We start from the raw sequence: 25587 nt of genomic DNA on the forward strand, positions 1-25587 counted from the left end.
CATGACAACCCTGCACATCATACAGGATACGCCGCCGCTCTTCGAACTGGAGACTGCGATCGCGGTGGCCCGCGAGGCCATCCGCAAGGCTGGGGAGAAGGGCGCTGATCTCGTCGTCTTCCCTGAAACCTGGCTCGGAGGCTATCCGGCTTGGGTATTCGGCATGGCCGGCTGGGACAGCGAGGAGGCGCGGCACTGGTTTGGAAAGCTCGTCGAGTCGAGCCTGGTCCTTAACAGCAGTCACGCCGATGCGCTGCGTCAGGCGGCGAAGGAAGCAAACGTGACCGTGGTCATGGGCATCAATGAGCGCGCGCGCGTGAGTTCCGCGATCCTGTTCAACAGTCTCGTCACGATAGGGCCGAACGGCGATATCCTGAACGTACACCGCAAGCTGCTTCCCACCCATACGGAACGGATTGTCTGGACACCAGGCGATGGGGCGGGCCTCTGCGCTGTGAACACACCCGCCGGGCGGATCGGCGGACTGGTGTGCTGGGAACACTGGCACCCGCTCGCCCGCCACGCGCTGCATGCGGTTGACGAGCAGATCCATGTCGCTGTGTGGCCTGATATGCCGTCATCGCACCAGATAGCCAGCCGCTCCTATGCCTTCGAGGGCCGCTGCTTCGTCGTAAGCGCTGCAACCTATATGCCGGCCGAACGGGTTCCGCTATCGCTTCGCGATGCGTTCATTCTGGGCCTTGGCGGTGAGGACGGTTTGCGGGGTGGCTCGGGTGTGATCGGTCCGGATGGAGAGTATCGGATCGGCCCCGTTTTCGGCGGTGATACCGTGGAAGCGACGATTGATCTTGCCGACACGATCAGATTTAAACACGATCTGGATGTAACCGGTCACTATGACCGTAGGGATGTCTTCCAGCTCTCCGTCAACCGGCAGAGGGAAATCGGAGGACCAGCATAAGCAGGGAGATGCCACTTGGAGACAGTCGACACCCGTCAGGAAATCCTGATCCAGGCTTCAAGACTGTTCAAGAAGCTGGGCTACCGCGCTACGACGACCCGGGAGATTGCGAAGGCTGTGAATATCAAGCAGCCCTCGCTCTTCCACCACTTCCCGAACAAGAAGGCGATCGTTGAGGAAATCTTTTCGCTGAGCCTCAACGAAGCGGCTGTCCGCATCGAGGAAGCCTGCCGACGGGACGGGCCTGCATCTGAGCGTCTTCACCAGTATCTCGTCTGGGATCTGTCGACCCTTCATCGCATGCCCATGGCCATGTCAGCCATCTATACCGGAGACGCGCTGAAATCGGAGGAATTCGCCGAGCTTGCTGCCAAGCTGAAGGCGTTCTACCATTCGCTGGAAGATCTCATCTCGCAAGGGATCGACAGCGGCGAATTTGTTGAGATCGATCCGATGCTGGGTCGCCTCATTGTCGCCAGCATGACAATCGCCCATCTCGAATATGCCGAAGAGGTAACGGTCACCGACCCAGACCGGATTGCAAGAGAAGGGGCCGATTTAATTTTGCGCGCATTTCGGCGGGAGCAAAACTGATATCGGTCGGGCTCAAGCCGGAGCTGCATCTTTTCCGATTTTGCGGCCCAGCTTGACGACCTAGTGACCTGCCACTGAGGATTTCCCGATTGGTCTTCCTGCGCGTGCGCTGCACCGCGCCGCTCTACCCCGGTGGAACCCTTCGTGTCGCTATCCGGGCAGAAACATCTCTCGACCCATTGTGTTTTTTATGGAATGGCACGCCGCACGGAGGCGAACCCGCCTAAAATGGCGATGTTCCCCTTGTATCCGGCGCAGCAAAGGCGTGCTGAACTTGCAAGACAGTGATCCGACGGCCCCACGTGCCCATCATTTCAGCTTCTCCAGCGCTGTAATAGCCTGGTCTAGTCCGGCCCAGGAGAGGGGGATTGCGACTGTGTTGCCGGTGGCGTCGGTGAAGCGGATATTGCCTTCGGCGCTGGCGCGGATCACCGCAAGGGTTGCCGTATCTGGCTTGGCGCTCGCGATGCAGGCACCGCCGAGGCAACGCTGCCACGCAAGCGCAAGCCCACCTTTTTCATCTGTGCCACTCTTACCGTTTCCAGAAAGCCGAACCTGACCGGGCAGGCTGATATTGACAGGCAGAAGTGCCGTCAGGGTTAAGTCCTTCTCCCCCGGCAGACGACCGAGAGCCACTTGCGCAATCGGCTGTTGCTGCCCCTGCACCTGTACCGTCTGCGCGACCTCGCAGGTCTGACCGGACGCCCGCGCAGGCTTGCCGTCCGCAGTCGCCTGTGCCGGAACCTGCACGCAACGCAGCACCCAGCTGCCATAGGTGGCCGTGGTGACAGTTGGTTCGTTGGGAACGGCAGGTTTCTGAGCATCCACCTTGACCGCATCCGTCTTCGGCGTCGTCTGGGCAAGCGCTGCTGTGTCAGCGGTAAGCGTCAATGCAGCACAGAGACTTGCAAAGAGAGCGGACGTCATAAGGCTATTTGTGAACATAAATCGGACCATGAATGTCTGTGTACGGATGACGCTCGCCACATGGCGTGGCGGCGCCAGGTTTGTGTGTAAACGGGATAATCCGTGCAACCGGCAACACGAAAGCCGGCTCAGAACCTCGCAATGAACCTCATGTTGAAGCGGTTCTGGCTATCGAGACTGGAGGATTCGCCATGGGCATATTCCAGCGTCAGCGTCGCCGAATGTGGGCTTGCCTTTTCTGACAGACCGACGCGGATACCGGCGCCGAAGGCGCTGGCGCGGGTGATCTCCTCTTCCGCGGCCGTCGGCTGCTCCAGCTTGGCAATGCCCGCCGCTCCGAACAGATAGGGTGCCACTGCACTACCAAAGGCATTGCCGAGACCAAGGCTCTGCGGCAGCGTTACGGGGAATGACAGCTCGGCGCGGAACGCCGCTCCGGCATCGCCTTGCATCTTGCCGCTGTCGAAGGCTGATAGCCAGTCAGCACCGCCAAGCCCGAACTGCTCCGAAGAGGCCAGCGCTTCGCCGAACGAGGTCTGCGCCTTGCCTGACACCGACAGGTGCATCCGCTCTGCCAGGAAGGATTGACCATAGGTCGCAGAGATTTCCAGCTTCTGGAAATCCGGCTCTGCGCCGCTGCGTGACATCGGCAGGTCGGTGGTCCCACTTCGAGCACCTAAACCGTCCAGCCCGAAGGATGCGGTCAGGCTACCGCTGAACTGCCCGCCCCAGGCGGTGATCATGTCACCGGTCTGCGTGAAGCGCAGCACCCGCAACTGGTCTTGCGTGAAGGGCGTCGTCGCGCCGCTCAAGTTCAGCTTCTGCTTCTCCTCAGTGACGTCGAAGGAGAGCACCGAGCTGGTGTTAGCCTCCCGGGCGCGGATCCAGCTATAGCCGAGTTTGGTGGAAAGCCGCTGGTAGTGATCCTCCATCGTATAGGCGAGATCCGATTTGGGATGGGTGCGGCTGTCCACACCTTCCATGTTGAGCCAGAAGCCATCCGTGCCGAGCGGCAAAGTGAAGCCCGCGATGATCTGCCGGTTGCGCGGATCTTCGTCGAAGACATTGTCGTTGAAGCCGGGATAGCCGTTGAGGCGCAGATAGCCGACTTCCCCCATGCCCAGCAGGCTGTTGAAGTCAGCGCCGACCCCCATCACATAGCGGCCGAGATTATCCGCCAAGCTGTTGTCCATGGTGAGCGTTGCGGTGACGGCATCATAGCGGCCATCCACGACGATAACCGTGCCGCCGGGCTTCGAGCCCGCCTTCAGCGTCGACTTCAGCATCACACCGGGCGTGTCGCCAGCCAAAAGCAGGCGGCGTTCGAGCTCGGCCTTTGTGAGGCCGGTCTTGCCGACCAGCGGGGCCAGTACGTCGTTGATGCGGCCACGCACATGCTCCGGCAGAGCGGAGGCGTCGATCGCCTCCACCTGTCCATCCGTCACCACAAGCCGCAGCGGCCTGCCGTTCTTCACGGTCTGCGGCGGCAGGCTGACGCGCACCAGGAGATAGCCGGCCTTCGCATAGGCTTCTTCCAGTTGCCGGGCTGCGGCAAACAGATCCGCCCCCGTGACGCGGCGGCCCTTCAGCGCGGCTTCCACTTTGGCCGTCTCGGCGAGAAGCTCCGCCCTTCCACCCTCGACCACCAGGCCGGATGGCGTGACACTGAGCTTCTCTGCATCCTTCGGCGCATCAAGCCCAGTTGCCCCGTCAAGCGACATGCCGCCCTCAACCGGGCGCACCACCGGCGGCGCGTAGCTCGGTGCAACCACCTGGCTTGCCGTCTGTGCATGGGCCTTTTGCATGGGCACTGTGGCAACAGCGAGGAGAGCAGTCATTGCGAGCAAACTGCAATGTGACTGCCAGTTTAAAGTTATTTTTTCGATCGCAATATCACTATTCGGCATTAGTTGGCGGAGCATGAGATTGTGAAATTCGGACCAAGGGAGCACAGCGCGCTTGTCAGCTGCGGATGCTGCGTCGTCATGCTGCTGCCGGAGCTAGCATCCCCGGATGCACCATTGCCTGACGCGGCCGAATAGATGACGACCTGTGGCAGGACAGTGGACACAGTCGTCACCTGCTGAAGATTGAGCCCATAACTCGTTGACACCACGGAGACCGGATTGAAAACCGGCGGCGTGATCGTAGCGTCCGGTATGGTCACAATTGGCGGTACAGTCGGAATGACCACAACAGGTGGCGTCACCACGGGCGGTGTCGTAGGTACATCGACGACGGGCGTTTCAGGCTTCGTTACAGGTGGCGTCGGCGTGGTTCCGCCATTGCCGCCGCCCGTGCCCGGGTTCGTGTTGCCACCACCGGTATTGGTCCCGCCGCCGGGCGTGGTGCCGCCATTGCCGCCGCCGGAATTGCCGCCACCCGTGCCCGGGTCCGTGTTGCCACCACCGGTATTGGTTCCGCCGCCAGGCGTGGTTCCGCCATTGCCGCCGCCCGTGCCCGGGTTCGTGTTGCCACCACCGGTATTGGTCCCGCCGCCAGGCGTGGTACCGCCATTGCCGCCGCCGGAATCGCCACCGCCCGTGCCTGGGGTCGTGCTGCCGCCACCGGGATTGGTACCACCGCCAGGCGTGGTGCCGCCATTGCCGCCGCCGGAATTGCCGCCACCCGTGCCTGGGTCCGTGTTGCCACCTCCGGGATTGGTCCCGCCGCCGGGCGTGGTACCGCCATTGCCGCCGCCGGAATTGCCGCCGCCCGTGCCTGGGGTCGTGCTGCCACCACCGGTATTGGTACCACCGCCATTTGCAGCAGTTACCGTAAACTGCCCCTGCTGATAGGTTAGGGTGTAGTTGCCAGTTGCCGCGCCAGACAAGGCGCCGCCGGATGCGTATGTTTTGTAGTTCCCAGGCGGCAGGGAAGCCGGGGCATCAGAGGATGTCATAACCGCCGTCAACAGGCTGTCTGTCTGCTGGTTCTTCCAGCCGGATACGGTGTAGCCGATCTGTGGCATCGTGCCACCCTCTGCCACTGTTTCATCGCTTGCCGTTATGATGAGAGTCGCCGGCGTTACGGAGACGTTGGCGCTTGCATAGGTGATCGCATAATTCGAATTGCCGAGCGTGCCCTGCGTAATGGCATAGGTGCCGACATTGGAGGCAGGCGTGGCTGCTGTTGCAAGCGTACCGGAGAGTGTGTCGCCATTCACCAGACCGGAACCGCCCACCGTGTAGGTCAGCGTGGGAACCGCATCGCCGTAAACCATCGACTGCGCATCGGCGGTCACCGTGATCGGACGGGCTGAGATTGTCACATCCGCGCCGGTATAGGTGATAGCATAATTGGAATTGCCGAGCGTGCCCTGCGTGATCCCATAGGTGCCGACATTGGAGGCAGACGTGGCTGCTATTGCAAGCGTACCGGAGAGCGTGTCGCCATTTACCAGGCCGGAACCGCCCACGGTGTAGGTCAGCGTGGGAACCGCATCGCCGTAAACCATCGACTGCGCATCGGCGGTCACCGTGATGGGACGGGCTGAGATTGTCACATCGGCGCCGGTATAAGTGATCGCATAATTGGAATTGCCGAGCGTGCCCTGCGTGATCCCATAGGTGCCGACATTGGAGGCAGGCGTGGCTACTGTTGCAAGCGTACCGGAGAGCGTGTCGCCATTCACCAGACCAGACCAGACCCGCCCACCGTGTAGGTCAGAGTGGGAGCTGTATCACCATAAACCATCGATTGAGCATTGGCAGTGATGGTGATAGGACGGGCCGCGACACTGACCGCTCCTTCGACATAGGAAATCTCGTAGTTGCCCTCCGCTGCACCGTTGAGGGTACCGCCGGAGGCCGTCGCTTTGTAGCTGCCGCCAGCGTTTGATGTCGCCGTGACCGTGGTGCTGTAGGTAAGGCCGTTGAGATTACTATCGCCCTGGCCATTCTTCCATCCCGTGATCGTCGCGCTGTAGGTTGGGCTGGCGTCACCATAGACCTGGGTGCCGGCCGCCGTCACTTCTAGCGGCGCCTTCGTCACGGTCGCTGTGGCGCTTCCCGCATACAGCACCCGGTAGTTTACGCCACCCGTACTTGTCGCAGCCTGGCTGGAGCCGTTCATCGCGACCGTCAAGGTGCCGACCTTGGTCAGCGGGTCCACGGTGATGGTCGCGCCTGACAGCGAAAGGCTGTCGCCCGCGGGGCCGAAGACATAGGCCGAGGGGCCGCCATTGCGTGTCACGGGGCGCGCTGTAGCGGTAAAATCACCATAGGTGCTGGAATAGGTAGCGCTGGAGACATAGACAACGGGGGTCAGCGCATAGAGCTGCGGATAGTAGCCTGAGCTCGGCGGCGCCCATGTGCTCGTGAAATCCCAGTTTGATCCCTTCAGACGCGCCTTGAACGCTGCCGTATCCTGGAACTCGGCCGTCGTGAGGCCGACCAAATACCCTCTTGATCCGCCAGCGCCGGTCGTTTGACCGGACGTGGTTGTGTTCCAGAAGGATTTTTCAGTGTAGCCCGTGTTCAAGCCAACGAGTGCGGCGGTGGAAGCGGCGAGGGTCCCGTTCACGCTGCCAACCGCATAAGCATTGACTATGGCGCCAGGATTCGCTCCGACCAATCCGCCGACGCTCGCGGCACCGCTCACATCGCCCGTCGCATAGCTGTTGGCCAGGGTTCCTTCATTCACGCCGACAAGTCCCCCGATCGATTCCGTGCCGGTCACGAAGCCATCTGCATAGGTCTGGTCAATGGTGGTTTGGTTGTCTCCCACCAAGCCGCCGACGAAGGCGCCGCCGCTCACTGCTACCGAAGCATAGGATTGACTGATGGTGCCATTGTTGCTGCCGACAAGGCCGCCGATACCGTTCGAACTGGCTCCGTCGCCGGCCACAGTTCCCGTGGCGTAGGAACCCGAAATTGTCCCGCCATTGTATCCTGCCAATGCGCCGACGGTGTACTGGCCGGTGATATCAGCATTGATCAGACCAACATTTTTTACAACATTCCCATTGAAGCCAAAAAGACCAATGTTAGAACCCGACGGGCGCTTGATGGTAAGCCCGGTGATGGTGTGGTTCTGGCCGTCGAAACTGCCGGTGAACGGCGTGCTTCCGTCGCTGATCGGCACGAAACCCGCGCCGGTGTTCCAGCTTGCGGTGGCGCTCGCGTCAATATCGCGGCCCAGGGCGTATTTGCCGGACAGGTTATCGTTGATGTCCTGCAAGTTCTGCAGTGTATTGACCAGCATATAGGCGGTCAGCGTCGTCCCCGCGCCGGCATTGGCGCTGTAGTCCGTCGGCGACGTATAGCTGGTCGGATTATAGTAGATAGACACCCCACCTGTCGCATACGCCTTCATTCCACTCGCAAAAGTTACAGTTCCGGTTCCTGTGCCGGAATTGTCTGCCCGGAGCAGAACGCTGCCGCCGTTATCGGCTCGAATATCGGAATTGACGTTAACACTTCCGTAGGCCGATAGGATCAGTTGCGTACCCGAACTCCATTGAACGGTATTTGCCACGGTGATGGTGCCCGCTTGCGCGCCATCCGAGCCTGCGATGCCCGTCGTCACCGTGACATTAGCGCTGCCAAGGGCAGTGGTTAGGGTGTTAACGTTCAACACGCTGTCGTCGGCATTGGCGGAAAAGCCGGACATGCCGCTGTCTGCGGCGTTGGAAATGGTGAGGTTGTAGGGGTCCAACAGCAGCGTGCCGAAACCGCCGGGACCGGAGAGATTGGTCAAGCCGGCATAGTCGAGCACCGCCTTGCCGGAGACTTCCACATCACCGCCCTTGCCGCTTCCAGCGCCAAGCGCAGTGATCAGACCGGTGAAGCTGGTGAACTCATCCGACCACACGACAACATTGCCGCCATTGCCGGACTGGGTGGCATCCGCCCTGATCGCGCTGGCAGCATCAATGCTGACCGTCTCTGCCCGCTGCGTCTTGCCCTTGCCCTGCTTGTCGCCACCGATCTTGACCTCGCCGCCGCCCTTCGCGCCGGACACGTCCACCGTCGCTCCCTTCAGCGCGATCGACTTGCCCGTCAGCGTGACCTTTCCGCCCTTGCCCGCATCGGGAGTCGCCTTGATCTTGCCGGAAACGGCAAGATCTCCACCCTCTCCGCCACCAATGACGATCTCACCATCACCACCGGAAATGCTGTTGGCTTCAATGGAACCGGAGATGTTCACAGCCTTGCGCGCGGCGTTGCGCGCGGTTGCCGCCTGCATGACCACAGTGCCGCCGTCGGCGGAAATCTTGCCGCGGTTCTCGATCAGCGCGCCATCGCCCTCGGCGCCATTCTTCGTTGGCACCGCCACTTGAAGGAAGCCGTCGCCCGACAGATCCAGCGTCGCCTGCTCGCCGGAACCCAGACCGACCTTCCCAATGGGGACAGCGATAAGGCCGTCGTTTCTTACCGTGCCCCCGATCAGGGCTGCATAGCCACCGCGGCCGACCGTGATCACACCTTCGTTGCTGACACCGGCGGAAGCGCCATTGCCGTTGAAGTTATACTGGCCCTTCAGGAAGTCTTCGTTGGACATGTCGAGCGACGAAGCGACAAAGCCGCCGCCAACCTTGACCGAGCCGCTGGGCGTGATGGCAATTCCATTGGGATTAATGAGATAGACCTGACCATTCCCGGTAAGCGAGCCGGCAATGGTTGAAGTGGTGCTGCCGGTGACACGGTTCAGGATGGCGGATGACGCATGAGGCTGAACGAAGTTGACCGAATTGCCGGACCCGATGGAAAAGCCGTTCCAATTGACAATCGCCTTATCGGACCCTTGCGTCACCGTCATTGCCGATCCGTTCGCGCCAATCGCGACTGAACCGGAGACAACCTGACCGCCGGCTGGAAGGACATCACTCGCCATTCCAGCCATGGGATGTAGGGCGAGCGCAGTCGATGCAAGCCAAGCTGCAAGACGTGCCGAACGCGTTGCGTGATTGTATTTCGTCATTCTATCCCCCATGCGCTTCGTATTTCCACTCCAACGTCCGCTCTTCTTGAGTACCCCTTAGGAAGAGCCATTCCATCTGCTCAGTCCGCAAGCTCACGCCCTCAGGTAGTAAAGCCTCCGCTGCGAGCGCCAAATCAAAATTCGAGAAATACAATCCATAGTCGTGAAATCCTAAATGATTGATCCAAAATTAATATTAGCTCCGCCTTGTTTATTGTATATAATATGCTGTATTTTATGGCGATTCGAAAATATAGAACGGTGTCTTGTTCGGAAATTTCGTAGTAAAGATTGGTGACATTGTCATCATGTTTCCCGAAAATTCCACGTTAAATTATTTTGATGATCGGTTACGATAGGAAACGTTCATAAAATCTCGGAAATCGGTCTTATTGATTAAATTCAATTTGAATGTACAGAAGCCAATATTCCATGGGGCTGATGTAGGGCGATGGTTCCGGCCGCAGTCTGCCATTCTGCAATTGCTAGCATGACGTGAGTGCGGTTTTGGAATGCGGAAACGACATGAGTCGGGCGGCACGAAGAGGTTGCGGGCGACTGGGGGAATGGCGACGAAGCGCTGAAGCCTTCCCGGTCATCTGAAGTTTGGTCGCATCCGCTCCCGTTTTCGCAGCGGCCCGTGGCTGCCAACAAAGGCGGGACCGAAGACAAGGAGGAAATTCCGCGGATCGCCCATGAAGCTCCGATGAATTGGGGTGTGGCGGACCAAAAATCAGAATTGAGAATCTTACCGGCTTTGCGATTGCGCCGCTGGGGTTTCTTGCGTCCTCAGTTTCCTGTCACCAGCGGGTGCCCCTTCGAAGTTGACTCGCGTCAAGCCCTGGTCTAATACTCTAGAATATAAGAAAAGCGGCTTTCGTCTGTATGTGGCGGTGCGCGGGGAAATGGCTTGCGAAGCCAGAGGGCGTGGGGTGGAGGACGGTTCGAGTGGAGGCTTTGGAAGATGGCCAGTTTTTTGCGGCAGTCTCGGTGAGCGGCATTTCTGATTGGCGCGAGAGAAGATGCCGCGCCAAACGCTCGGTGGATCATCCTTCACTGCGATCCTAAAACGCATAATCGTCGGGAGCGAATCTCTAAAATGAACTTCGACATTGCCCTGCTTCTCCTGAGAGAAGGAGTTGCCGGTGGCGCAATTTATGCGCTGCTTTCTCTCGGCACGGTTCTCGTTTTCAAAATAACGCGCATCGCGTTTGTTTCATATGGCGACCTGATTGCCTATTCCGTGCTTACGCTCGCATCGATTCAGGCGAATACCCTTCCGGGGACGGTATGGCTTATCCTCATTCTTGCGGGACTGGCGCTCTTCATGGAAGCCTTCGAGCTTTATAGGCGCAAACGTCTTGCTATGCTGTGGCGATCAATTTTCGCTTATGGTGTGTTGCCGTGTGCGCCAGTGGCGGTCGCGGCGGTGCTTCCGACATATGAATTGCCGATGGCCTTTCAGATCGCGCTGACATTTGCGCTCATACTGCCCCTCGGTCCGCTGATGTATCGTGTCGTGTTCCAGCCCATGCGGACTGCCTCCGTGCTGACCTTGCTGATGACGGCGGCCGTGGTTCACTTCCCGATGGCAGGTCTGGCGCTGCTGTTCTTTGGAGCGGAGGGATACCGGACAACGGAGTATATCAGTGGAAGCCTCAACATCGGCAGTTTTGAAATTCCGGCTGCTAACGTTGTAGTTCTGATCGCTCTGGCAGTCATCGCCGTTGGCCTCTACGTCCTTTTCGAGCGCACCTTGTGGGGCAAGGGACTTCGGGCGACTGCAGTCAACGGCGTGGGTGCCCGTCTTGTGGGGATCCGTGTGGCGTCGGCCGGCAATTCTGCGTTTCTCATTGCAGCCGCGCTGGCAGCGATTTCGGGGATTTTGATCGGACCGAGCCTCACGGTCTATTCGGATACCGGATTTCTGATCGGCCTAAAGGGTTTCGTCGGCGCGGCCATCGGCGGCATAGCGAGCTATCCGCTCGCTCTGTTTGGTTCTCTGCTTGTCGGGATCATCGAGTCCTTCGGCTCCTTCTATTCAAGCGCCCTGAAGGATGTCGCGGTGTTCGCATTGCTGATCCCCATCGTTCTGCTGCGCGGCTTGTCTGTCCATTCCGAGGTTGAAGAAGAGGAGGAGGAAAGCTGATGGCCATTCGTTACGGGCTGCCGAGCCTCGCCCTGCTGATGATTGTGGCACTTGCGCCCTTTGTTCTCGGCAGTTTCTATATCGCGATACTGAATTTTGTCGGCATATATTCGATCGTTGCCATTGGGATCGTCATCCTCACCGGATCGGGAGGCTTGATATCGTTTGGCCAGTCGGCCTTTGTGGGGCTTGGCGCCTATGCGACGGCCGTCCTCAGCGCCAATCTCGGTTTCTCCCCGTGGCTGGGACTGCCGGTAGCGCTCGCGCTATCAGCGCTGACAGCCACGATTCTGGGGATGATAACGCTGCACCTCTCGGGCCACTATCTTGCGCTTGTCACGCTGGCGTGGGGCATGGTGATCACATTATTGTTCGGCAATATCGAGGAGCTCGGCGGTCACACGGGCATCAGTGATATTCCCGCGCTTTCGATCGCCGGCATTTCTCTGGCACCTCAAGAACGGTACTTTTATCTGGTCGCTGCCTGCCTTGTCCTGGTGGTGATCGGAACGACATGCCTGATGCAGTCCAGGCAGGGGCGGGCGATCCGGGCGCTCAAGGGCGGCGAGACACTTGTCACAAGCCTCGGGATCAGTCAGTTCCGCATCCGTCTGGGGATCTTCGTCATCTCCGCGCTTTTAGCAGGCCTTGCCGGTTGGCTTTACGCGCACTCCCAGCGCTATGTCGGCCCGGATCCGTTCAGCATCCAGACGGGCATCGAGTTCCTGCTGATGGCGGTCATCGGCGGTTCCGGTCACATTGCCGGCGCGATCATTGGCGCCACGCTCTTCACCACGCTGCATTCCGTGCTGCAGGATCTGCTGCCGCTGATCACATCTCGCGCAGGCAACATCGAGAAGATCATTTACGGATGCCTCTTTATTCTGGTTCTGCAACATGCTCGGTCGGGGCTCGTGGGCCTGCTGCCCCGCTTCGGTTGGCGTAAGCGCGAACCCGTCTCACTCGCTGCCGAACCCCTTGAACGGCGATCACTTCCGAAGCGCGGGTCGCCCCTTTTGGAGGTTTCCGGCCTGTCAAAGCAGTTCGGGGGCTTGACCGCTGTCGACAACGTCAACTTCAAGGTCAATGCGGGTGAAATCGTCGCGCTGATCGGTCCCAACGGGGCCGGTAAGAGTACGACCTTCAACCTGATCTCAGGAGCCCTGCGACCGACGAAGGGAACCGTCACATTCGCCGGACAGAACTTGACGTCGGAGAAGCCACTTCATCTTGTCAAGGTGGGTGTCGCACGCACGTTCCAGCACGTGAAACTGCGGCCGAACATGTCACTGCTCGAGAACGTGATGCTGGGTGCCTATTCCAGAACGAAGACAGGATTTCTCGCCGGTGCGCTGCATCTGGATGCCACAGTCGAGAAACAAGTGCGCGCTCAAGCCGCATTGGCGCTGCAGCGTATCGGCCTGCTTGACCGGGCTGACGACATGGTCAGCAGCCTGCCGCTCGGTCAACAGCGGGCGGTCGAGATCGCAAGAGCTCTGGCATCGGATCCGGTTATCCTTCTCCTGGACGAGCCGGCGGCAGGATTGCGGCGTCTTGAAAAGGAGCAACTCAGCCACTTGCTCAAGGAAATATCCGCTGCCGGCGTGACCCTGCTTCTCGTCGAGCATGACATGGAGTTCGTGATGGGTCTCGTCGATCGCATCATCATGCTGGACTTCGGCAAGCAGCGGGCGGAGGGGACGCCAGAGGAAATTCGTTCCAATCCCGTGGTGCGCGAAGCCTATTTGGGAGGCATAATTTGAACCCTATTCTGAAAGTGCGCGACGCGCAGGTGAGCTACGGCAGGATCGCTGCAGTACACGGCGCAAGCATAGAAGTTTCACCCGGTACGATGGCCACGATCATCGGCGCCAACGGCGCCGGCAAGACGACGCTGCTGAATGCGGCCGTGGGGCTAATCCCCGCGACAGGTCATTTCGAATTCGACGGTCATGCTCTTGATCTTCTCGATGTTGAAGACCGCGCAGAGATGGGACTGTGCCTTGTTCCGGAACGACGGGAGCTATTCGGGACGATGTCCGTGGAGGACAATCTGCAGCTGGGATATTATGTTCACCGCAGGCAGCGCGGCCGGATGGCGGACCGTATGGCCGACGTGTTCGACTTTTTCCCGAAACTGGCGGAACGCCGGAAACAGCAGGCGAGCACCCTTTCGGGCGGTGAGCGGCAGATGCTTGCGCTCGGCCGGGCGCTCATGAGCCAGCCAAGGCTCCTGATGCTCGATGAGCCGAGTCTCGGGCTCGCGCCACTAATCGTCCAGGAGATTTTCCGGATCATCAAGGAACTGAAAGCAGCCGGCGTCGCCATCCTGCTCGTGGAACAGAATGCGCGTGCTGCCTTGGAATGCGCGGACTACGGCTACCTCATGGAGACGGGCGAAGTCACGCTTCAGAACTCGGCAGCCGAGTTGCTCAAAGACCCGCGCCTGGCAAAAGCCTATCTGGGTGGCGCATGAGCTTCCTGCCGATGGCGGAGATCTGCGGTGGGTGAGCCATCGTGTCGTTACCTGTCTCTGCCAGGCGTCCGTTATTCTTGCACAACGCGCGGGATATTCGAATTCGGCCAATTCAGCCGTTATGGCGGGTTTTGACATCGTTTTCCGCCCAAAGCCTGACACCTCGCCGCCATCGAACGACCAATAATTTGCCAAGCAAAAATGCAATCGCCGGACAAGTTGCAATAGCATCCGGTCCGGCGATAGTTTAGGTTTCTCATGCCGTCCAAAGGATCGGCAACTACTTTCCGAGGTATGTCCATTTCCCGTTCTTGACGTAGACGAAGGCGATACTGTTCTCCTGAACACCGTAGGGTTCGCCCGGCTTGAATTGGTAGACCCCGACGCTGCCGACCAAGCCGTTGATCGTATGCATGCGATCGCGAATGGCGACCCGGAACTCTTCGGTGCCGGGCTTTGCCACCTTCAGCGCCTCGGTTGCAACCATCTTGAGGACCACGCCCGAGTCATATGCAGTCGGGTTCTGCGTGTCGGGTTGCATGTTGGGATACATTTTCGTGAACTCGTCGAAAAGTTCGGTCACCGCCTTCTTCGATGGGTTACTGTCGGGGATCTGATGAGGAACTGCGATCAGGTATGCTGCTGAAATAACCCCTTCCACCTTCGAGCCGCCCAAACGGAGGAAATCCTGGCTCACCGCGACGGGGGCGTTATAGAGTGGCTTGTTATATCCACGTTCGCGCAGCGTCACGTTGGGCAATACGGCCGGGCTGCCAGAGGCCGCGATGAAGATGCCGTCAGGCTTAGCTGTCGAGATACGAAGAGCCTGACCAACGAAGCTGGTGTCGGAGCGGGCAAAACGTTCATCGGCGACAATTTCGAGACCGGCCTCGGCGCAATCCTTCTTAAACGCAGCAAACGCCGTATCGCCGTAGACGTCATTGTAGCCGACGAAGGCGACCTTCTTGAGCCCGCTGTCCTTCATGTGATTGACGATCTGTGCCACCCACATGGTGATCGGCGTGGACAAATTGATGAACCATTCGCTCTTGTCGCCGAAAAGATCGAGCGCAGTTCCGGAGATCAGGGGCACCTTCAGTTCCCCGAGGACGGGAGCGATGGCATAACCGGTCGCCGCATTTGTGGGGCCGATCAGAACATCGACATGGTTCTCGGTGATGAGTTTCCGGACGTTTCGGACGGCTGCCGACGGGTCCGAGCCATCGTCCACGATGACGTAACGTACCGGTTCTCCGGCGATTTCCTTTGGCAGAAGAGGAAGGGTCCTCTGAAACGACGTTCCAAGCGCGGCGGCCGGGCCGGTCAGCGAAAATGTCCCTCCAACGACAATCTCGGCTTGCGCCTGAAGGGCCGCAGCTAGGCTTACAACCGCGCCGATGCAGGCGCCGAAAGCCAGTCTCGATAAATGGTTCATTAAGTTCCTCCCTGATGTGGTTCCGGCGGACTGGGCACTAAAGCCCTGCGACGGCAGGCTCTCCAGTTCCCGCCAACGCACCGCCTCCATTTGGGCCCGGCGAATTCATTCCAAAACAATGGTGTCCAGCGCCGGATCGCTCGAAATGATATATTCTAGCATCTTACAAATGTCAAATCTGCGGGCACCGTCTGCATCTTGGTTTTTCCAGATACAGTATGAAGGATTTTCTCCGATTTGACCGATGTTAAATACTAGAATATATAAAAGCGGGGAGATGGAGGGCCGATTGAGGGAACGAGGCTTCGGGCGACTGCACACCATGTGCAAACGCCTGTTGTTGCGGATGATTCAAAAGTCCCTGGGCATATCAAGAACGAAACTTTTCGGCGGGTGATCGAGAGCGTCCACGAAATGTGCGTGCTCCGGTGACCTGGCGTCCTTGTCGTTCCAGCATGAGGGCCTGACAACCCTTCAACCTCTCCATGTGCCCTGGAGTAGACCTTCCAGGCAATAAAGTCTGCTTGTCGGTTCACAAACCGTTGGGCTGGCTCTCGTCTGGAGCAAGCAGAATGAAAGCAACGGCAGCGCCTGCTGCCAGAGGGAAACAAGAAATAACTGGAGAAAACAGCATGCCGAACTTCAATAGCTGGACACCGAATATCCTGGCCATTCTTCGGATTGTTACTGCACTTCTTTTCCTGGAACATGCAACGATGAAATTTCTGCAGTTTCCGGCAGCGATACCGGGAGTGGCCAGCCCTCTGCCGATGATCCTGTTGGCCGCGGGTCTCATTGAGGCGGTCACCTCGATCCTGATCCTCATAGGCTATCAGACGCGTCCCGCAGCCTTTATCGCATCCGGTGAGATGGCGGTCGCCTACTTCAAGGGCCACATGCCTTCCAGTTTCTGGCCGACATTGAATCAGGGCGAATCCGCGATCTTCTTCTGCTTCATATTTTTCTATATTGCCTTTGCCGGCGGTGGAAGCTGGACGTTGGATGGTCTTCGTCGTCCTGCCGAAGCGTAATGTTCGCAAGAGCGCGCTGAGCGGAGCGTCGATATAAAAGGTCTGTCAGTTCCGTGAGAAACTGACAGACCTTTCTCTCGGGAGGAACTTATTGACTGATGTTCGCTTGCAAGAGCTGAGATGTCCGGTAGCTTCCCGCACCGAACAGCAGCGGCGCGCGCTTCATAGTTTCGATCTGTTCGACGCGACCAACGAAGATTTCATGGTCGCCACCTGGATAGCTCGTCTCCCTTGAACATTGGAGATAGGCCGAGCAGCCCAGGATGAGGGGCGCGCCGCCCAACCCTGGTTGCGTCTTCACGCCGGCAAACCTGTCGGGGGTGCTGCTGGAAAAGACCCGCGATATCTCAACCTGATCCTCGGACAGGATATTGACGGCGAAGTATCGTGCGGCACCAAAGATGGGAAAGGTGGCCGCGACACGACGCTGGCTCCACAAGATCAGGGGCGGATCCAGTGACAGAGAACTGAAGGAATTGACGGTCGTCCCGTAAAAACGTCCTGCGTCGTCTGTCGTCGTGACGACCGTGACGCCCGTGTAGAATGCACCAAAGCAATCTCTCAGTTCGCGCAAATCAAAAGCTGCGCTTGGAGAAGGTTCGGCCGTATCAGTCAGAGGCATGGGCATGAAGCTCCTTCTACATCAGCGGATTTAAGCCTTTATAAATTCTAGTATAAAAGAATGGGCCTCGTCAAGTGTGAGCGCTTGGCAACTGCCGTTCAGTTGCGCTCCCCTGCAGAAAGGCGTTGGGTCCGGGTGGGATGCCAGTTCGCGATCAAGATCGTTTCGTTGAGGTGACAAGCAAACCGGCAATTCGTGTTCGATCGCCGACAGGAATCTTGCATCACGCCACCTACAACATGGCTCAAGAGCGCGTTATCACAAACTCGGCAATTTCGGAGATGGCTTCATACGCCTTCGGCATGTGCGTTGGCCGTGACATGAAACCGTGCATCTGGCCGGGAAAACGTGAAACCTGTGTCTCCACACCTTCAGAAGCAAGCTGCGTCGCATAGGCTTCGCCTTCATCATAAAGCGGATCGAAGCCGGCCAGAATGATCTTCGCCGGTGGGAGGCCCTTGTGGCTGGGTGCCAGAAGCGGTGAACATTGCCAATCCCGCCGTTTCGCAGTGTCGGGCACATAGAGGTCCATGAACCTGTGCATGTCACCGTTTGTGAGCGCAACCCCGCTTCCGAACCGCGGGTCGTAGTCGAATGTCAGATCCGTAATCGGGTAGGCGAGGACCTGCCCGTGCAACTTGACTTGCGAGTCACCGATCAGCGCAATCGTCGTCGCGGCCGCAAGATTGCCGCCGGCACTGTCCCCGCCAACGAAAATGCGTGACGGGTCGATCTTCAAGACTGCCGCCGTCGAAAAAACCCAGCGCGTTGCTGTCAAGGCGTCATCGAAGGCCGCGGGAAAGGGATGTTCCGGCGCGAGATGGTAGTCGACGCTGATGATCGCGCAGTTGGCGGCATTTGCAATGGCGCGGCAGACCCAATCGTGACTGTCGAGATCGCCGACGACCCAGCCGCCGCCATGAAACCAGACAAGGACGGGCAGGTCCGCCTCCTTCGCAGTCTGCATTCCTCGATGGTAGCGCAACTGAAACTCACCATGTGCGCCGACAAGGGTAAACTCTCGTGTCGAGGCAACATGCGGCAATTCAGGCTGATATCCAGGCCGTGCGCGCCGCAGACCTTCACGCATTGTCTCCACCGTCGGCGGTGCAGCCGTTCTGGGCAGCGCTGCCATGAAGGCTATGGATTCCGGGTCCATTTCACCAAGAGAGGCCCGGTGCGGAGGGGATGATTTCAACGTCATAGGTGGTTCCTTACAGGATGAGCATAGGTCGGGAGAACGGGCATCCAACTGATCGTCGTGTTGCGGCTACGCGCGGAGTTTTCCTCGTCAGCCGAGGGGCCGAGTGCATTCCGAACCCAAGGAACTGCCCGTTGACAACTGAAACTCTAGAATATAAGAACGCCTTATGCAATTGGAGTTGATGGAACTCGACATGGAAAAGCGTCATCAAAACAAAGTGGTTGTCATCACTGGCGGAGCTGCCGGAATTGGGCGCGCTTTTGCCCAGCGTGTCGCACAGGAAGGTGCGAACGTGGTCATCGTCGACCGCATCCCGGCCGACGAAGTGGTGGATGAGATCACGAAGGAGAACGGCAAGGCCGTGGCGCATGCATGCGATGTGGGGGATCCCGAAGCAGTCAGGCAGCTTGGTGTCACCATACTTGAGGGATTCGGCCGATGCGATGTCCTCGTCAACAATGCCGGCATCTTTCCGAGCTGCCGTTTCGAGGACCTGTCCTACGAACAATGGCGCCAGATGATCACGGTCAATCTCGATTCCATGTTCCTGATGGCGAAGCAGTTTGTACCAGGCATGCGTCAGCGCAAATGGGGCCGTGTGGTCAACATGACCTCCAATTCCTATGCCCAGGTTGCCCCTGGGCTTACGCACTATATTGCAAGCAAGGCTGGCGTTATCGGGTTTACGCGTGCGCTCGCCAGTGAGCTGGGCGCCGATGGAATCACAGTCAATGCGATTGCGCCCGGCTTTACGCGGACGCCCGGCACTCTGGCGCGTAAGCCGAACTTTAACGGCATGACATCCGAGCAGCTCTTCGAGGCGCACGCCAATCGACAGGCCATTCCACGCCCGTCTGAGCCCAAGGATCTGGCCGGTGCTCTGTCCTTCCTGATGAGCGACGACGCCGCGTTCATGACGGCGCAGACGCTCTACGTCGATGGCGGCCAGGTTCGGTCGGGCTGATCTGTCGTGATTGAGTGAAGGGAGGATGGTTTTGGACGAGCTTTTCAGACTTGATGGCAAAGTGGCCCTTGTGACGGGGGGCGGCAGTGGATTGGGCCGGGTGATGGCAGAAGGTTTTGCCAAGGCCGGCGCATCGGTGATCTGCGCGGATATTTTCGAGGATCGTTGCGCAGAGGTCGTGCAGGCGATCACGTCCGCCGGCGGGCAGGCAACTGCCTGCCGGATCGATGTGTCGGACGAGGCATCCGTCGCAGAAGCCGTCGCATGCATCCCGCAGGGGAAATTGCATGTGCTCGTTAACAGTGCCGGCATTGCGGCCGTACCCGCTCGCACTCACGAGACCCGCCTTGAGGACTGGCGTCGCGTCATCGACATCAACCTGACCGGGACTTTTCTCGTCACGCGCGCCGCACTTCCGATGATGTTCGAGGCGGGCGGCTCCATCATCAATCTGGCCTCGATACTGGGCATGGGTGGCTACTATCCCGGCTTCGTGTCAGCGGGGGTGGATTATGCAGCCTCGAAAGCCGCCATCATCGGCTTCACAAAGCAGGTCGCCGTTGAATACGCCGAATACAACATTCGTGCGAACACGATCGCGCCGGGTTGGCACGGGGGTACAAGGCTGGGAGCGGCTCGCCGGCAGCAGGCTTCGAGTGGAGACGAGGAGCGGTTTTATTCCGCGATCCACAGTCGCATTCCGATGAAGCGACGCGGCCAGGCGGAGGAAATCCTTGGCGTTGCCCTTTATCTTGCGTCGCCCGCATCGGCCTACATGACGGGTCAGCTGCTGGTACAGGACGGTGGCTGGACTGCCACCTGAAGGTTGAAGACCGTCTAGAACAAAACGGGATTATCCGGCGTCAGGCAGACACCGGAAGGCAGCCTGCCGACAATGGCTTGGCGGGTGGACATTGCTGCATTCATGGATCGAGGAGAATCCGATGCCAAAGGCGAGCGCCGAGAAGGTGAATACCGCGCATTCTTCAAACTGGGTCGACAAGGCGCGGGAGGCTGCGCCCGCTCTGCGTCCGCATGCGGCAGCGAACGAGGCTGCCGGCTGCCTTACGTCTCCTACTCTGGATACGCTGCGCGAAAACGGCTTTTTCACCATGCTGGCGGCGCGGCCGTTCGGCGGGGCGGAGGTCAGTCCCGTGGAAGCACTGGAGGTCTACGAAACCCTGTGTGAGGCCGATGCGGCTGCGGGGTGGGTCGTGATGGCTTCCAATGTGGCCATCGGCTCCGCATCCGGCTATTTGCCGACTGAAGGCGCACGCAAGGTATTTAGTGGGGGTATTCCCATTATCGCCGGAAATGGCGGACCGTTCGGCAGAGCCGATGTGGACGGAAAAGGCTTCCGATTGTCCGGTCGCTGGAGCTATGGCAGCGGCGTTCTCCATTCTCAATGGATCCACAGCGGTGGCCGCGTGTTCGAGAATGGAAAGCCGCGCGTCAATCCGGTGACGGGTCAGCCCGAAGTCCGAACATTCATCGTACCCACGGAGCAGGCGAAAATGCTCGGAAACTGGGACGTCGTCGGCCTTCGTGGAACGGGCAGCGTCGATTACGAGTTCAATGATGTTTTTGTTCCGGAGGAGTTCACGCATTTCCCGGATGCCAATGTTGCCCAGCAGGGCGGCAATCTGTTTCGGCTCGGAATCGTCGGAATGTCCCCGTTGGGACATACGGGCGCAGCCCTGGGGATCGCACGAAGGGCGCTGACGGAGCTTGCGGCGCTGGCGGAGTCTCCCGATGGCCGACCATCGCGGCTCGCCGTCCAGGGTGGAGACGATCAGTTTCAGGAAAATTACGGGCTTGCCGAAGGGCAGTTGAGAGCGGCGCGCGCGCTTTGCTACGAAGTGTGGCGCGATATCTCTGACACGTTGGGGGCCGGCAACCCGGTCCAGACGCGACAGTACACGTTGGCGAGACTTGCTTTGGTCCATGTCACGAACACGGCTGCCGATGTCTGCGTGTTCGCTCACAAGGCGGCGGGCGGCATTTCTATTCGTGATACCGCCCTGCAGCGTTGCTTCAGAGACATGTTCACCGCCTCCCAACATCGCATCGTTTCGAACTCTTTCGCGAAGGATTGTGCGCGGGACCTTCTGGGTCAGGCCGCTGACAAGATCTGGGCAATCCGCGGTCTCATTGACCGTCCGGTCGAGATCAAGCCGCTGTAAATCGGGTTCAGCCAGCGGGTGCGCATTCTGCTCGACCTGCGGAAACGGTTCATGGAGGCGGAAATCATGAGCAGACGATTGCGCGTCGCAATTGTCGGCGGCGGCCTGGGAGGCCTTGCGGTCGCTCAGGCCCTGCGGGGAGATGCTGAGATTGTGATCCTCGAGCAGGGGTCTCGCTTCGGCGAGGTCGGGGCGGGCATCAACATGTCCCCCAATGCCTTTAAGGTCCTGAGAGAGCTTGGACTGGAAGAGCCGTTGCGACGTTGCGCCTTTCAGCCAGAACGCCATGTTTTCCGTGACTGGAGAAGCGGACGAACACTTTTCTGCGCCGATATCCGTTCCGAATACGAGACAAGTTTTGGTGCCCCGCATCTCAGCGTCCACCGCGCCGATCTCCATGAAATTTTGGCGGCTGCCCTGCCGAAATGTGAGGTTCGCTTTCAATCTCGTTGCGTGTCAGTCACCCAGAGCGAAGGGTCCGCAGTCGTTCATCTCGACAATGGGGAAGAGGTTGAGGCCGACGTGGTTATTGGTGCGGATGGTATCAAGTCCGCCGTTCGCGAGAGCCTGTATGGCAAGGATGAGCCGGAGTTCACGGGCAATGTCGCATGGCGTTTCACACTGCCGATCGAGGCGCTGTCGCATGCGATAGAGCCCGCCGTGACAAACTGGCTGGGGCCTGGGGGGCATGTGGTTCATTACTATGTGCGTCGCGGGCAGTTGGTAAACGTCGTTGCCGTTCGCGAGACCGCTCAATGGACCGCAGAGTCCTGGGCTCTCAAAGCCGATAGGGAAGAGATGGTTCATGCCTTTGACGGCTGGAACACTCACCTTCGGAGCATGTTCGCGCAGGCCGACACCTGCTTCAAGTGGGGATTGTTTGATCGGCCTCCGCTTGCCCGATGGTCGGAGGGGAGGGTCACGCTTCTCGGCGATGCCGCTCATCCCATGCTTCCATTTCTCGGTCAGGGTGCCGCCATGGCGCTTGAAGACGGCCTGATGCTCGGACTGCTGCTGTCGCAGGATCATCGAACGATCGCGGATCGGTTGTCCCTGTATGAGAGGCTGCGTCTGCCACGGACGGCCCGAGCCCAGATCGGATCACGCATGCGCGCGACCGAAAATCATCTTAAGTCTCCCGTCCAGCGCTTCATACGGAACCTGAAGTTCAAAATCCGGCAACATCGCAACCCGAAGGCGACGCTTCACAAGGGCGAGTGGCTTTACGTTTACGATGTCCGCGAGGTCCTTCGCGCTGCCGACATCTGAAACGAAGAAAGTCGTCTGTCGCATGCCCGGTAGCCGTGATTGACATTCTTAGATTCTAGAATATAAGAATGTCAGCTAGCCGAATTTAGCGGGAATGAAATGATACCGATCAAGATGCTCCAACGCGGGCTCAGGATAAACGCGCAAGGCGTGGCGCTCGTAGATGGTGAGCTATCGCTTACCTATATGGAACTTGCCCGGCATGTCGATGCCTTCGCGGACTATCTTCAGAAGACGCTGCCTGAGCCACAGGCGCGCATTGGGCTCTGTGCGCACAATAACTGGCAGCACGTCGTCGCCATGCTGGGAATCTTTGCCTCGGGACACACCTGGGTTCCGCTCAACCCCCGCAATTCGCGCGAGGAGCTTGAGGGCATTGCGTTCGCGTCCGAACTTTCGCTCGTCGTAACGGATCACGAGTTCCTGCCGCTGTTTGAGAAGCTTGAATTGCCTTTGGTCCTAGCGGCTGGTGGAGCACAGGACAGAGACGGCATCGCAGCCCTATGCGGGCGACATGCCGGCTGCCATCCGACCGAGGTCTTGAACCCCGATGAAGGGATCATGGCGATCAAGTTTACCGGTGGCACGACAGGGAGTCCAAAGGGCGTGATGCAGCCCTATCGGGCCTTCATGAACTGCATTGCGAGCATGCTGACAGTCTTCGGATTTGGTCAGGATGAGCGCATGCTGACGGTCGCTCCCCTCACCCACGGCGCGGGCACATTCATCTTGCCGGTTTTGGCTGTCGGAGGATGCATCGTCCTTCTGGATGGAGCCAAGGCGCCGCGCATATCCGATGTGATGATTGAACAACGGATCACCGCGAGCTTCATGCCTCCGACGTTGATCTATTCGCTGATGGATCACGCGATCGAGAATGGGATGCAATTTCCGGCGCTTCGCCACCTGATCTACGGGGCCGCGCCGATGCCATCCTCCAAGGTCCGGCAAGCGCAAGAAGTATTCGGTCCCTGCCTGGCGGCCATCTATGGCCAGACCGAAGCGCCGACCATGATCACGGCGATCACGGCAAGCGAGTTGTGCGACGCGCAAAACATCGGATCGGTCGGCCGGCCCTGTCCCTACAACGATGTACAGATCATGGGACCGGGAGGCGATTTTCTGCCGGTCGGCGAGACAGGTGAAGTTGTGGTGAAAGGGGACCTCGTCATGCGGGGCTATCTGAACAGGCCCGACTTGACTGCATCAACCATCGTGAATGGCTGGCTGCACACAGGCGACCTCGGCTCGTTCGATGAACGGGGATATCTCACCCTGAAAGGGCGCTCGCGCGACGTCATCATCTCCGGCGGTTTCAATGTGTACCCGGCGGATGTAGAGGCGGCGATTGCCCGGCATCCCGACGTGCGTCACGTGACGGTGATTGCGCGCGAGGACGACTATTGGGGTGAGCGCGTCGAAGCCGCAGTCGTTTGTGCGGAAAACAGTCTTATCACGCCAGCCGAACTGATCGCCTTCGCCAGAGAGCAGGTCGGGCCGGTCCGGTCGCCAAAAGCCATCCATTTCCTCAGCGAAATGCCTACCAACCCGGTGGGAAAGGTGACACGCCGCGACGTCCTGAGTGCGGTCGAAGCCCTTGAGAGTGAGGGCGCATGATGTCGCAAGCGGAACAAGTCTATATTGTCGGCTCCGGCATAACGTCTCTTGGAAAACAGCCGGATCGATCGGTTCGACAATTGTCGGCCATTGCGTTGGGGAAGGCGCTTGCCGACGCAGGCCTCACAGACCCGACCGCTATCGAGGCGGCTTGGTTTTCCAATACACGTCAGGCTCTTCTTGAGGGGCAAAATGGCATTCGTGGCGAGGTAGCTCTGCGCTCCAGCGGTATTGCTGGCATTCCCGTGACAAATGTCGAAAATGCCTGTGCCAGCGGTAGCACCGCCTTGCTCAATGCGATGGCGTATCTCAAGGCGGGATTCGGCGAAGTGGCGCTGGTTGTCGGGGCGGAGAAGATGTTTTTCCCGGACAATCGCCAAGGCATGTTTGCCGCCTTCAAGGGGAGCACCGACGTCCAGCAATTCGATCAGCAACTTGAGCAATTGCTGGCTCTGGCCCACGGAACGCCCATTCCGGATGATGTTCAGCCTGCGGCCGAACGCAGTGTGTTCATGGACATTTACGCGGCCTTTGCCCGCCACCACATGGCAAGCTTTGGCACAACACAGCGCCAGATCGCGGCCGTAGCCGCCAAGAACCACCACAATTCGACGCTGAACCCGGATGCTCAATACCGCTTCGACATGACGATCGAGGAAGTTCTGGCCGATAAGTCAGTGTCATGGCCTTTCACGCGGGCGATGTGTGCGCCGATCAGCGACGGCGCGGGAGCGTTGGTTCTGTGCACCGGACGCGCGCTTCATCGTTTCGAGACGAGACGCGCCATTCCTATCGCGGCCTGTGCGCTGACATCCTCCAGTCCGCGTATGGCCGATGACTTCGACAATCATCTGGGACGGCGGGCAGCCATGAAAGCCTATGAACAGGCTGGCGTCGGCCCCTCGGACATGTCGCTGGCGGAGGTGCATGATGCCACGGCTTTTGCCGAAATCCTGCAGGTAGAGAACCTCGGATTTGCTCCGCGGGGCGAAGGTGGGCGGTTGACAGAAGAGGGAGCCACCCGGCTCGGCGGGCGCATTCCCGTCAACCCTTCGGGCGGTCTGCTCTCCAAGGGGCACCCGATCGGGGCCACCGGCGTCATTCAGGTTCACGAACTCGTCACTCAATTGCGCGGTGAGGCCGGAGCGCGGCAGGTGCCGAATGCACGATGGGCGATCGCGGAGAACGGCGGTGGCTTTCTGGGCTTCGAGGAAGCCGCAACCGTCGTCACCATTCTGGGCGGCAAGTGACACAATAGGGATTTGAGAGG

The 25587-nt window shown here is 59.2% G+C and carries 19 protein-coding genes; 12 read left to right on the top strand and 7 right to left on the bottom strand.

Annotation, left to right across the window (positions count from 1 at the left end):
• Position 1 precedes the first annotated feature (1 nt).
• Complete coding sequence (locus tag Q2T52_RS15330; protein ID WP_302077647.1) at positions 2 to 922, top strand: carbon-nitrogen hydrolase family protein; 921 nt, start codon at positions 2 to 4, stop codon at positions 920 to 922.
• Between the two features lie 15 nt (positions 923 to 937).
• On the top strand, positions 938 to 1516 hold the full coding sequence (locus tag Q2T52_RS15335; RefSeq protein ID WP_302077648.1) for a TetR/AcrR family transcriptional regulator: 579 nt from the start codon (positions 938 to 940) through the stop codon (positions 1514 to 1516).
• A 309-nt stretch (positions 1517 to 1825) separates the two neighbouring features.
• Here Q2T52_RS15335 and Q2T52_RS15340 read toward each other — a convergent pair whose 3' ends face one another.
• The 4 genes from Q2T52_RS15340 to Q2T52_RS15355 all read right to left on the bottom strand — a co-directional run bounded on the left by Q2T52_RS15340 (position 1826) and on the right by Q2T52_RS15355 (position 9367).
• Positions 1826 to 2443 (bottom strand): invasion associated locus B family protein, encoded by a 618-nt coding sequence (locus Q2T52_RS15340; RefSeq protein ID WP_302077649.1) that lies wholly within the window; start codon positions 2441 to 2443, stop codon positions 1826 to 1828.
• A 128-nt stretch (positions 2444 to 2571) separates the two neighbouring features.
• Positions 2572 to 4281 carry a ShlB/FhaC/HecB family hemolysin secretion/activation protein gene (locus tag Q2T52_RS15345; RefSeq protein ID WP_302077650.1) on the bottom strand — a complete coding sequence of 570 codons (1710 nt, stop codon included), beginning with the start codon at positions 4279 to 4281 and terminating at the stop codon, positions 2572 to 2574.
• A gap of 68 nt (positions 4282 to 4349) precedes the next feature.
• Complete coding sequence (locus Q2T52_RS15350; RefSeq protein WP_302077651.1) at positions 4350 to 6077, bottom strand: MBG domain-containing protein; 1728 nt, start codon at positions 6075 to 6077, stop codon at positions 4350 to 4352.
• Complete coding sequence (locus Q2T52_RS15355; protein WP_302077652.1) at positions 6074 to 9367, bottom strand: beta strand repeat-containing protein; 3294 nt, start codon at positions 9365 to 9367, stop codon at positions 6074 to 6076. The genes Q2T52_RS15350 and Q2T52_RS15355 overlap by 4 nt, the downstream gene beginning before the upstream one ends.
• 1099 nt (positions 9368 to 10466) lie before the next feature.
• Between Q2T52_RS15355 and Q2T52_RS15360 the strand changes: the two genes are divergently transcribed.
• Genes Q2T52_RS15360 through Q2T52_RS15370 form a run of 3 tightly spaced genes read left to right on the top strand, consistent with a single transcriptional unit; the run spans position 10467 to position 13992 of the window.
• The gene (locus tag Q2T52_RS15360) at positions 10467 to 11516 is read left to right on the top strand and encodes a branched-chain amino acid ABC transporter permease (RefSeq protein ID WP_302077653.1); all 1050 of its coding nucleotides are present in this window, start codon (positions 10467 to 10469) and stop codon (positions 11514 to 11516) included.
• Positions 11516 to 13279, top strand: a complete 1764-nt coding sequence (locus Q2T52_RS15365; protein ID WP_302077654.1) for a branched-chain amino acid ABC transporter ATP-binding protein/permease — start codon at positions 11516 to 11518, stop codon at positions 13277 to 13279. Before Q2T52_RS15360 ends, Q2T52_RS15365 begins: the two co-directional genes overlap by 1 nt.
• The gene (locus tag Q2T52_RS15370) at positions 13276 to 13992 is read left to right on the top strand and encodes an ABC transporter ATP-binding protein (protein WP_302077655.1); all 717 of its coding nucleotides are present in this window, start codon (positions 13276 to 13278) and stop codon (positions 13990 to 13992) included. The genes Q2T52_RS15365 and Q2T52_RS15370 overlap by 4 nt, the downstream gene beginning before the upstream one ends.
• Before the next feature lie 280 nt (positions 13993 to 14272).
• Here the strand turns inward: Q2T52_RS15370 and Q2T52_RS15375 are convergent, their stop codons facing one another.
• Positions 14273 to 15517: an ABC transporter substrate-binding protein gene (locus tag Q2T52_RS15375; RefSeq protein ID WP_302077656.1), complete on the bottom strand. Its 1245-nt coding sequence runs from the start codon at positions 15515 to 15517 to the stop codon at positions 14273 to 14275.
• 542 nt (positions 15518 to 16059) lie between these two features.
• Between Q2T52_RS15375 and Q2T52_RS15380 the strand changes: the two genes are divergently transcribed.
• On the top strand, positions 16060 to 16458 hold the full coding sequence (locus Q2T52_RS15380; RefSeq protein WP_302077657.1) for a DoxX family protein: 399 nt from the start codon (positions 16060 to 16062) through the stop codon (positions 16456 to 16458).
• Positions 16459 to 16546: 88 nt separating this feature from the next.
• Here the strand turns inward: Q2T52_RS15380 and Q2T52_RS15385 are convergent, their stop codons facing one another.
• Complete coding sequence (locus Q2T52_RS15385) at positions 16547 to 17086, bottom strand: flavin reductase family protein (protein ID WP_302077658.1); 540 nt, start codon at positions 17084 to 17086, stop codon at positions 16547 to 16549.
• A gap of 238 nt (positions 17087 to 17324) precedes the next feature.
• Complete coding sequence (locus Q2T52_RS15390) at positions 17325 to 18284, bottom strand: alpha/beta hydrolase (protein WP_302077659.1); 960 nt, start codon at positions 18282 to 18284, stop codon at positions 17325 to 17327.
• A gap of 193 nt (positions 18285 to 18477) precedes the next feature.
• Here Q2T52_RS15390 and Q2T52_RS15395 point away from each other — a divergent pair, with 193 nt between their 5' ends.
• The 6 genes from Q2T52_RS15395 (at position 18478) to Q2T52_RS15420 (ending at position 25567) form a co-directional block, all read left to right on the top strand.
• Positions 18478 to 19248 carry an SDR family NAD(P)-dependent oxidoreductase gene (locus Q2T52_RS15395; protein WP_302077660.1) on the top strand — a complete coding sequence of 257 codons (771 nt, stop codon included), beginning with the start codon at positions 18478 to 18480 and terminating at the stop codon, positions 19246 to 19248.
• 31 nt (positions 19249 to 19279) lie between these two features.
• The gene (locus Q2T52_RS15400) at positions 19280 to 20071 is read left to right on the top strand and encodes an SDR family NAD(P)-dependent oxidoreductase (RefSeq protein ID WP_302077661.1); all 792 of its coding nucleotides are present in this window, start codon (positions 19280 to 19282) and stop codon (positions 20069 to 20071) included.
• A gap of 121 nt (positions 20072 to 20192) precedes the next feature.
• Positions 20193 to 21431, top strand: a complete 1239-nt coding sequence (locus Q2T52_RS15405; RefSeq protein ID WP_302077662.1) for an acyl-CoA dehydrogenase family protein — start codon at positions 20193 to 20195, stop codon at positions 21429 to 21431.
• Positions 21432 to 21497: 66 nt separating this feature from the next.
• A complete protein-coding gene (locus tag Q2T52_RS15410) occupies positions 21498 to 22700 on the top strand; it encodes an FAD-dependent monooxygenase (protein WP_302077663.1) in 1203 nt (400 codons plus the stop codon).
• Between the two features lie 99 nt (positions 22701 to 22799).
• Positions 22800 to 24317: a class I adenylate-forming enzyme family protein gene (locus Q2T52_RS15415; protein ID WP_302077664.1), complete on the top strand. Its 1518-nt coding sequence runs from the start codon at positions 22800 to 22802 to the stop codon at positions 24315 to 24317.
• Positions 24317 to 25567 carry a thiolase family protein gene (locus tag Q2T52_RS15420; RefSeq protein WP_302077665.1) on the top strand — a complete coding sequence of 417 codons (1251 nt, stop codon included), beginning with the start codon at positions 24317 to 24319 and terminating at the stop codon, positions 25565 to 25567. Before Q2T52_RS15415 ends, Q2T52_RS15420 begins: the two co-directional genes overlap by 1 nt.
• Positions 25568 to 25587: the final 20 nt, after the last annotated feature.

The sequence above is a fragment of the Rhizobium oryzicola genome, assembly GCF_030504645.1.
Taxonomy (GTDB): Bacteria; Pseudomonadota; Alphaproteobacteria; order Rhizobiales; family Rhizobiaceae; genus Neorhizobium; species Neorhizobium oryzicola.

What these genes read in the sequence shown, in the direction of transcription:
- Q2T52_RS15330 (WP_302077647.1), top strand. Translation starts at nt 2, where the DNA reads ATGACAACCCTGCACATCATACAGGATACGCCGCCGCTCTTCGAACTG.
- Q2T52_RS15340 (WP_302077649.1), bottom strand. Translation starts at nt 2,443, where the DNA reads ATGACGTCCGCTCTCTTTGCAAGTCTCTGTGCTGCATTGACGCTTACC.
- Q2T52_RS15345 (WP_302077650.1), bottom strand. Translation starts at nt 4,281, where the DNA reads ATGACTGCTCTCCTCGCTGTTGCCACAGTGCCCATGCAAAAGGCCCAT.
- Q2T52_RS15355 (WP_302077652.1), bottom strand. Translation starts at nt 9,367, where the DNA reads ATGACGAAATACAATCACGCAACGCGTTCGGCACGTCTTGCAGCTTGG.
- Q2T52_RS15360 (WP_302077653.1), top strand. Translation starts at nt 10,467, where the DNA reads ATGAACTTCGACATTGCCCTGCTTCTCCTGAGAGAAGGAGTTGCCGGT.
- Q2T52_RS15365 (WP_302077654.1), top strand. Translation starts at nt 11,516, where the DNA reads ATGGCCATTCGTTACGGGCTGCCGAGCCTCGCCCTGCTGATGATTGTG.
- Q2T52_RS15375 (WP_302077656.1), bottom strand. Translation starts at nt 15,517, where the DNA reads ATGGAGGCGGTGCGTTGGCGGGAACTGGAGAGCCTGCCGTCGCAGGGC.
- Q2T52_RS15380 (WP_302077657.1), top strand. Translation starts at nt 16,060, where the DNA reads ATGCCGAACTTCAATAGCTGGACACCGAATATCCTGGCCATTCTTCGG.
- Q2T52_RS15385 (WP_302077658.1), bottom strand. Translation starts at nt 17,086, where the DNA reads ATGCCCATGCCTCTGACTGATACGGCCGAACCTTCTCCAAGCGCAGCT.
- Q2T52_RS15390 (WP_302077659.1), bottom strand. Translation starts at nt 18,284, where the DNA reads ATGACGTTGAAATCATCCCCTCCGCACCGGGCCTCTCTTGGTGAAATG.
- Q2T52_RS15395 (WP_302077660.1), top strand. Translation starts at nt 18,478, where the DNA reads ATGGAAAAGCGTCATCAAAACAAAGTGGTTGTCATCACTGGCGGAGCT.
- Q2T52_RS15405 (WP_302077662.1), top strand. Translation starts at nt 20,193, where the DNA reads ATGCCAAAGGCGAGCGCCGAGAAGGTGAATACCGCGCATTCTTCAAAC.
- Q2T52_RS15410 (WP_302077663.1), top strand. Translation starts at nt 21,498, where the DNA reads ATGAGCAGACGATTGCGCGTCGCAATTGTCGGCGGCGGCCTGGGAGGC.
- Q2T52_RS15415 (WP_302077664.1), top strand. Translation starts at nt 22,800, where the DNA reads ATGATACCGATCAAGATGCTCCAACGCGGGCTCAGGATAAACGCGCAA.
- Q2T52_RS15420 (WP_302077665.1), top strand. Translation starts at nt 24,317, where the DNA reads ATGTCGCAAGCGGAACAAGTCTATATTGTCGGCTCCGGCATAACGTCT.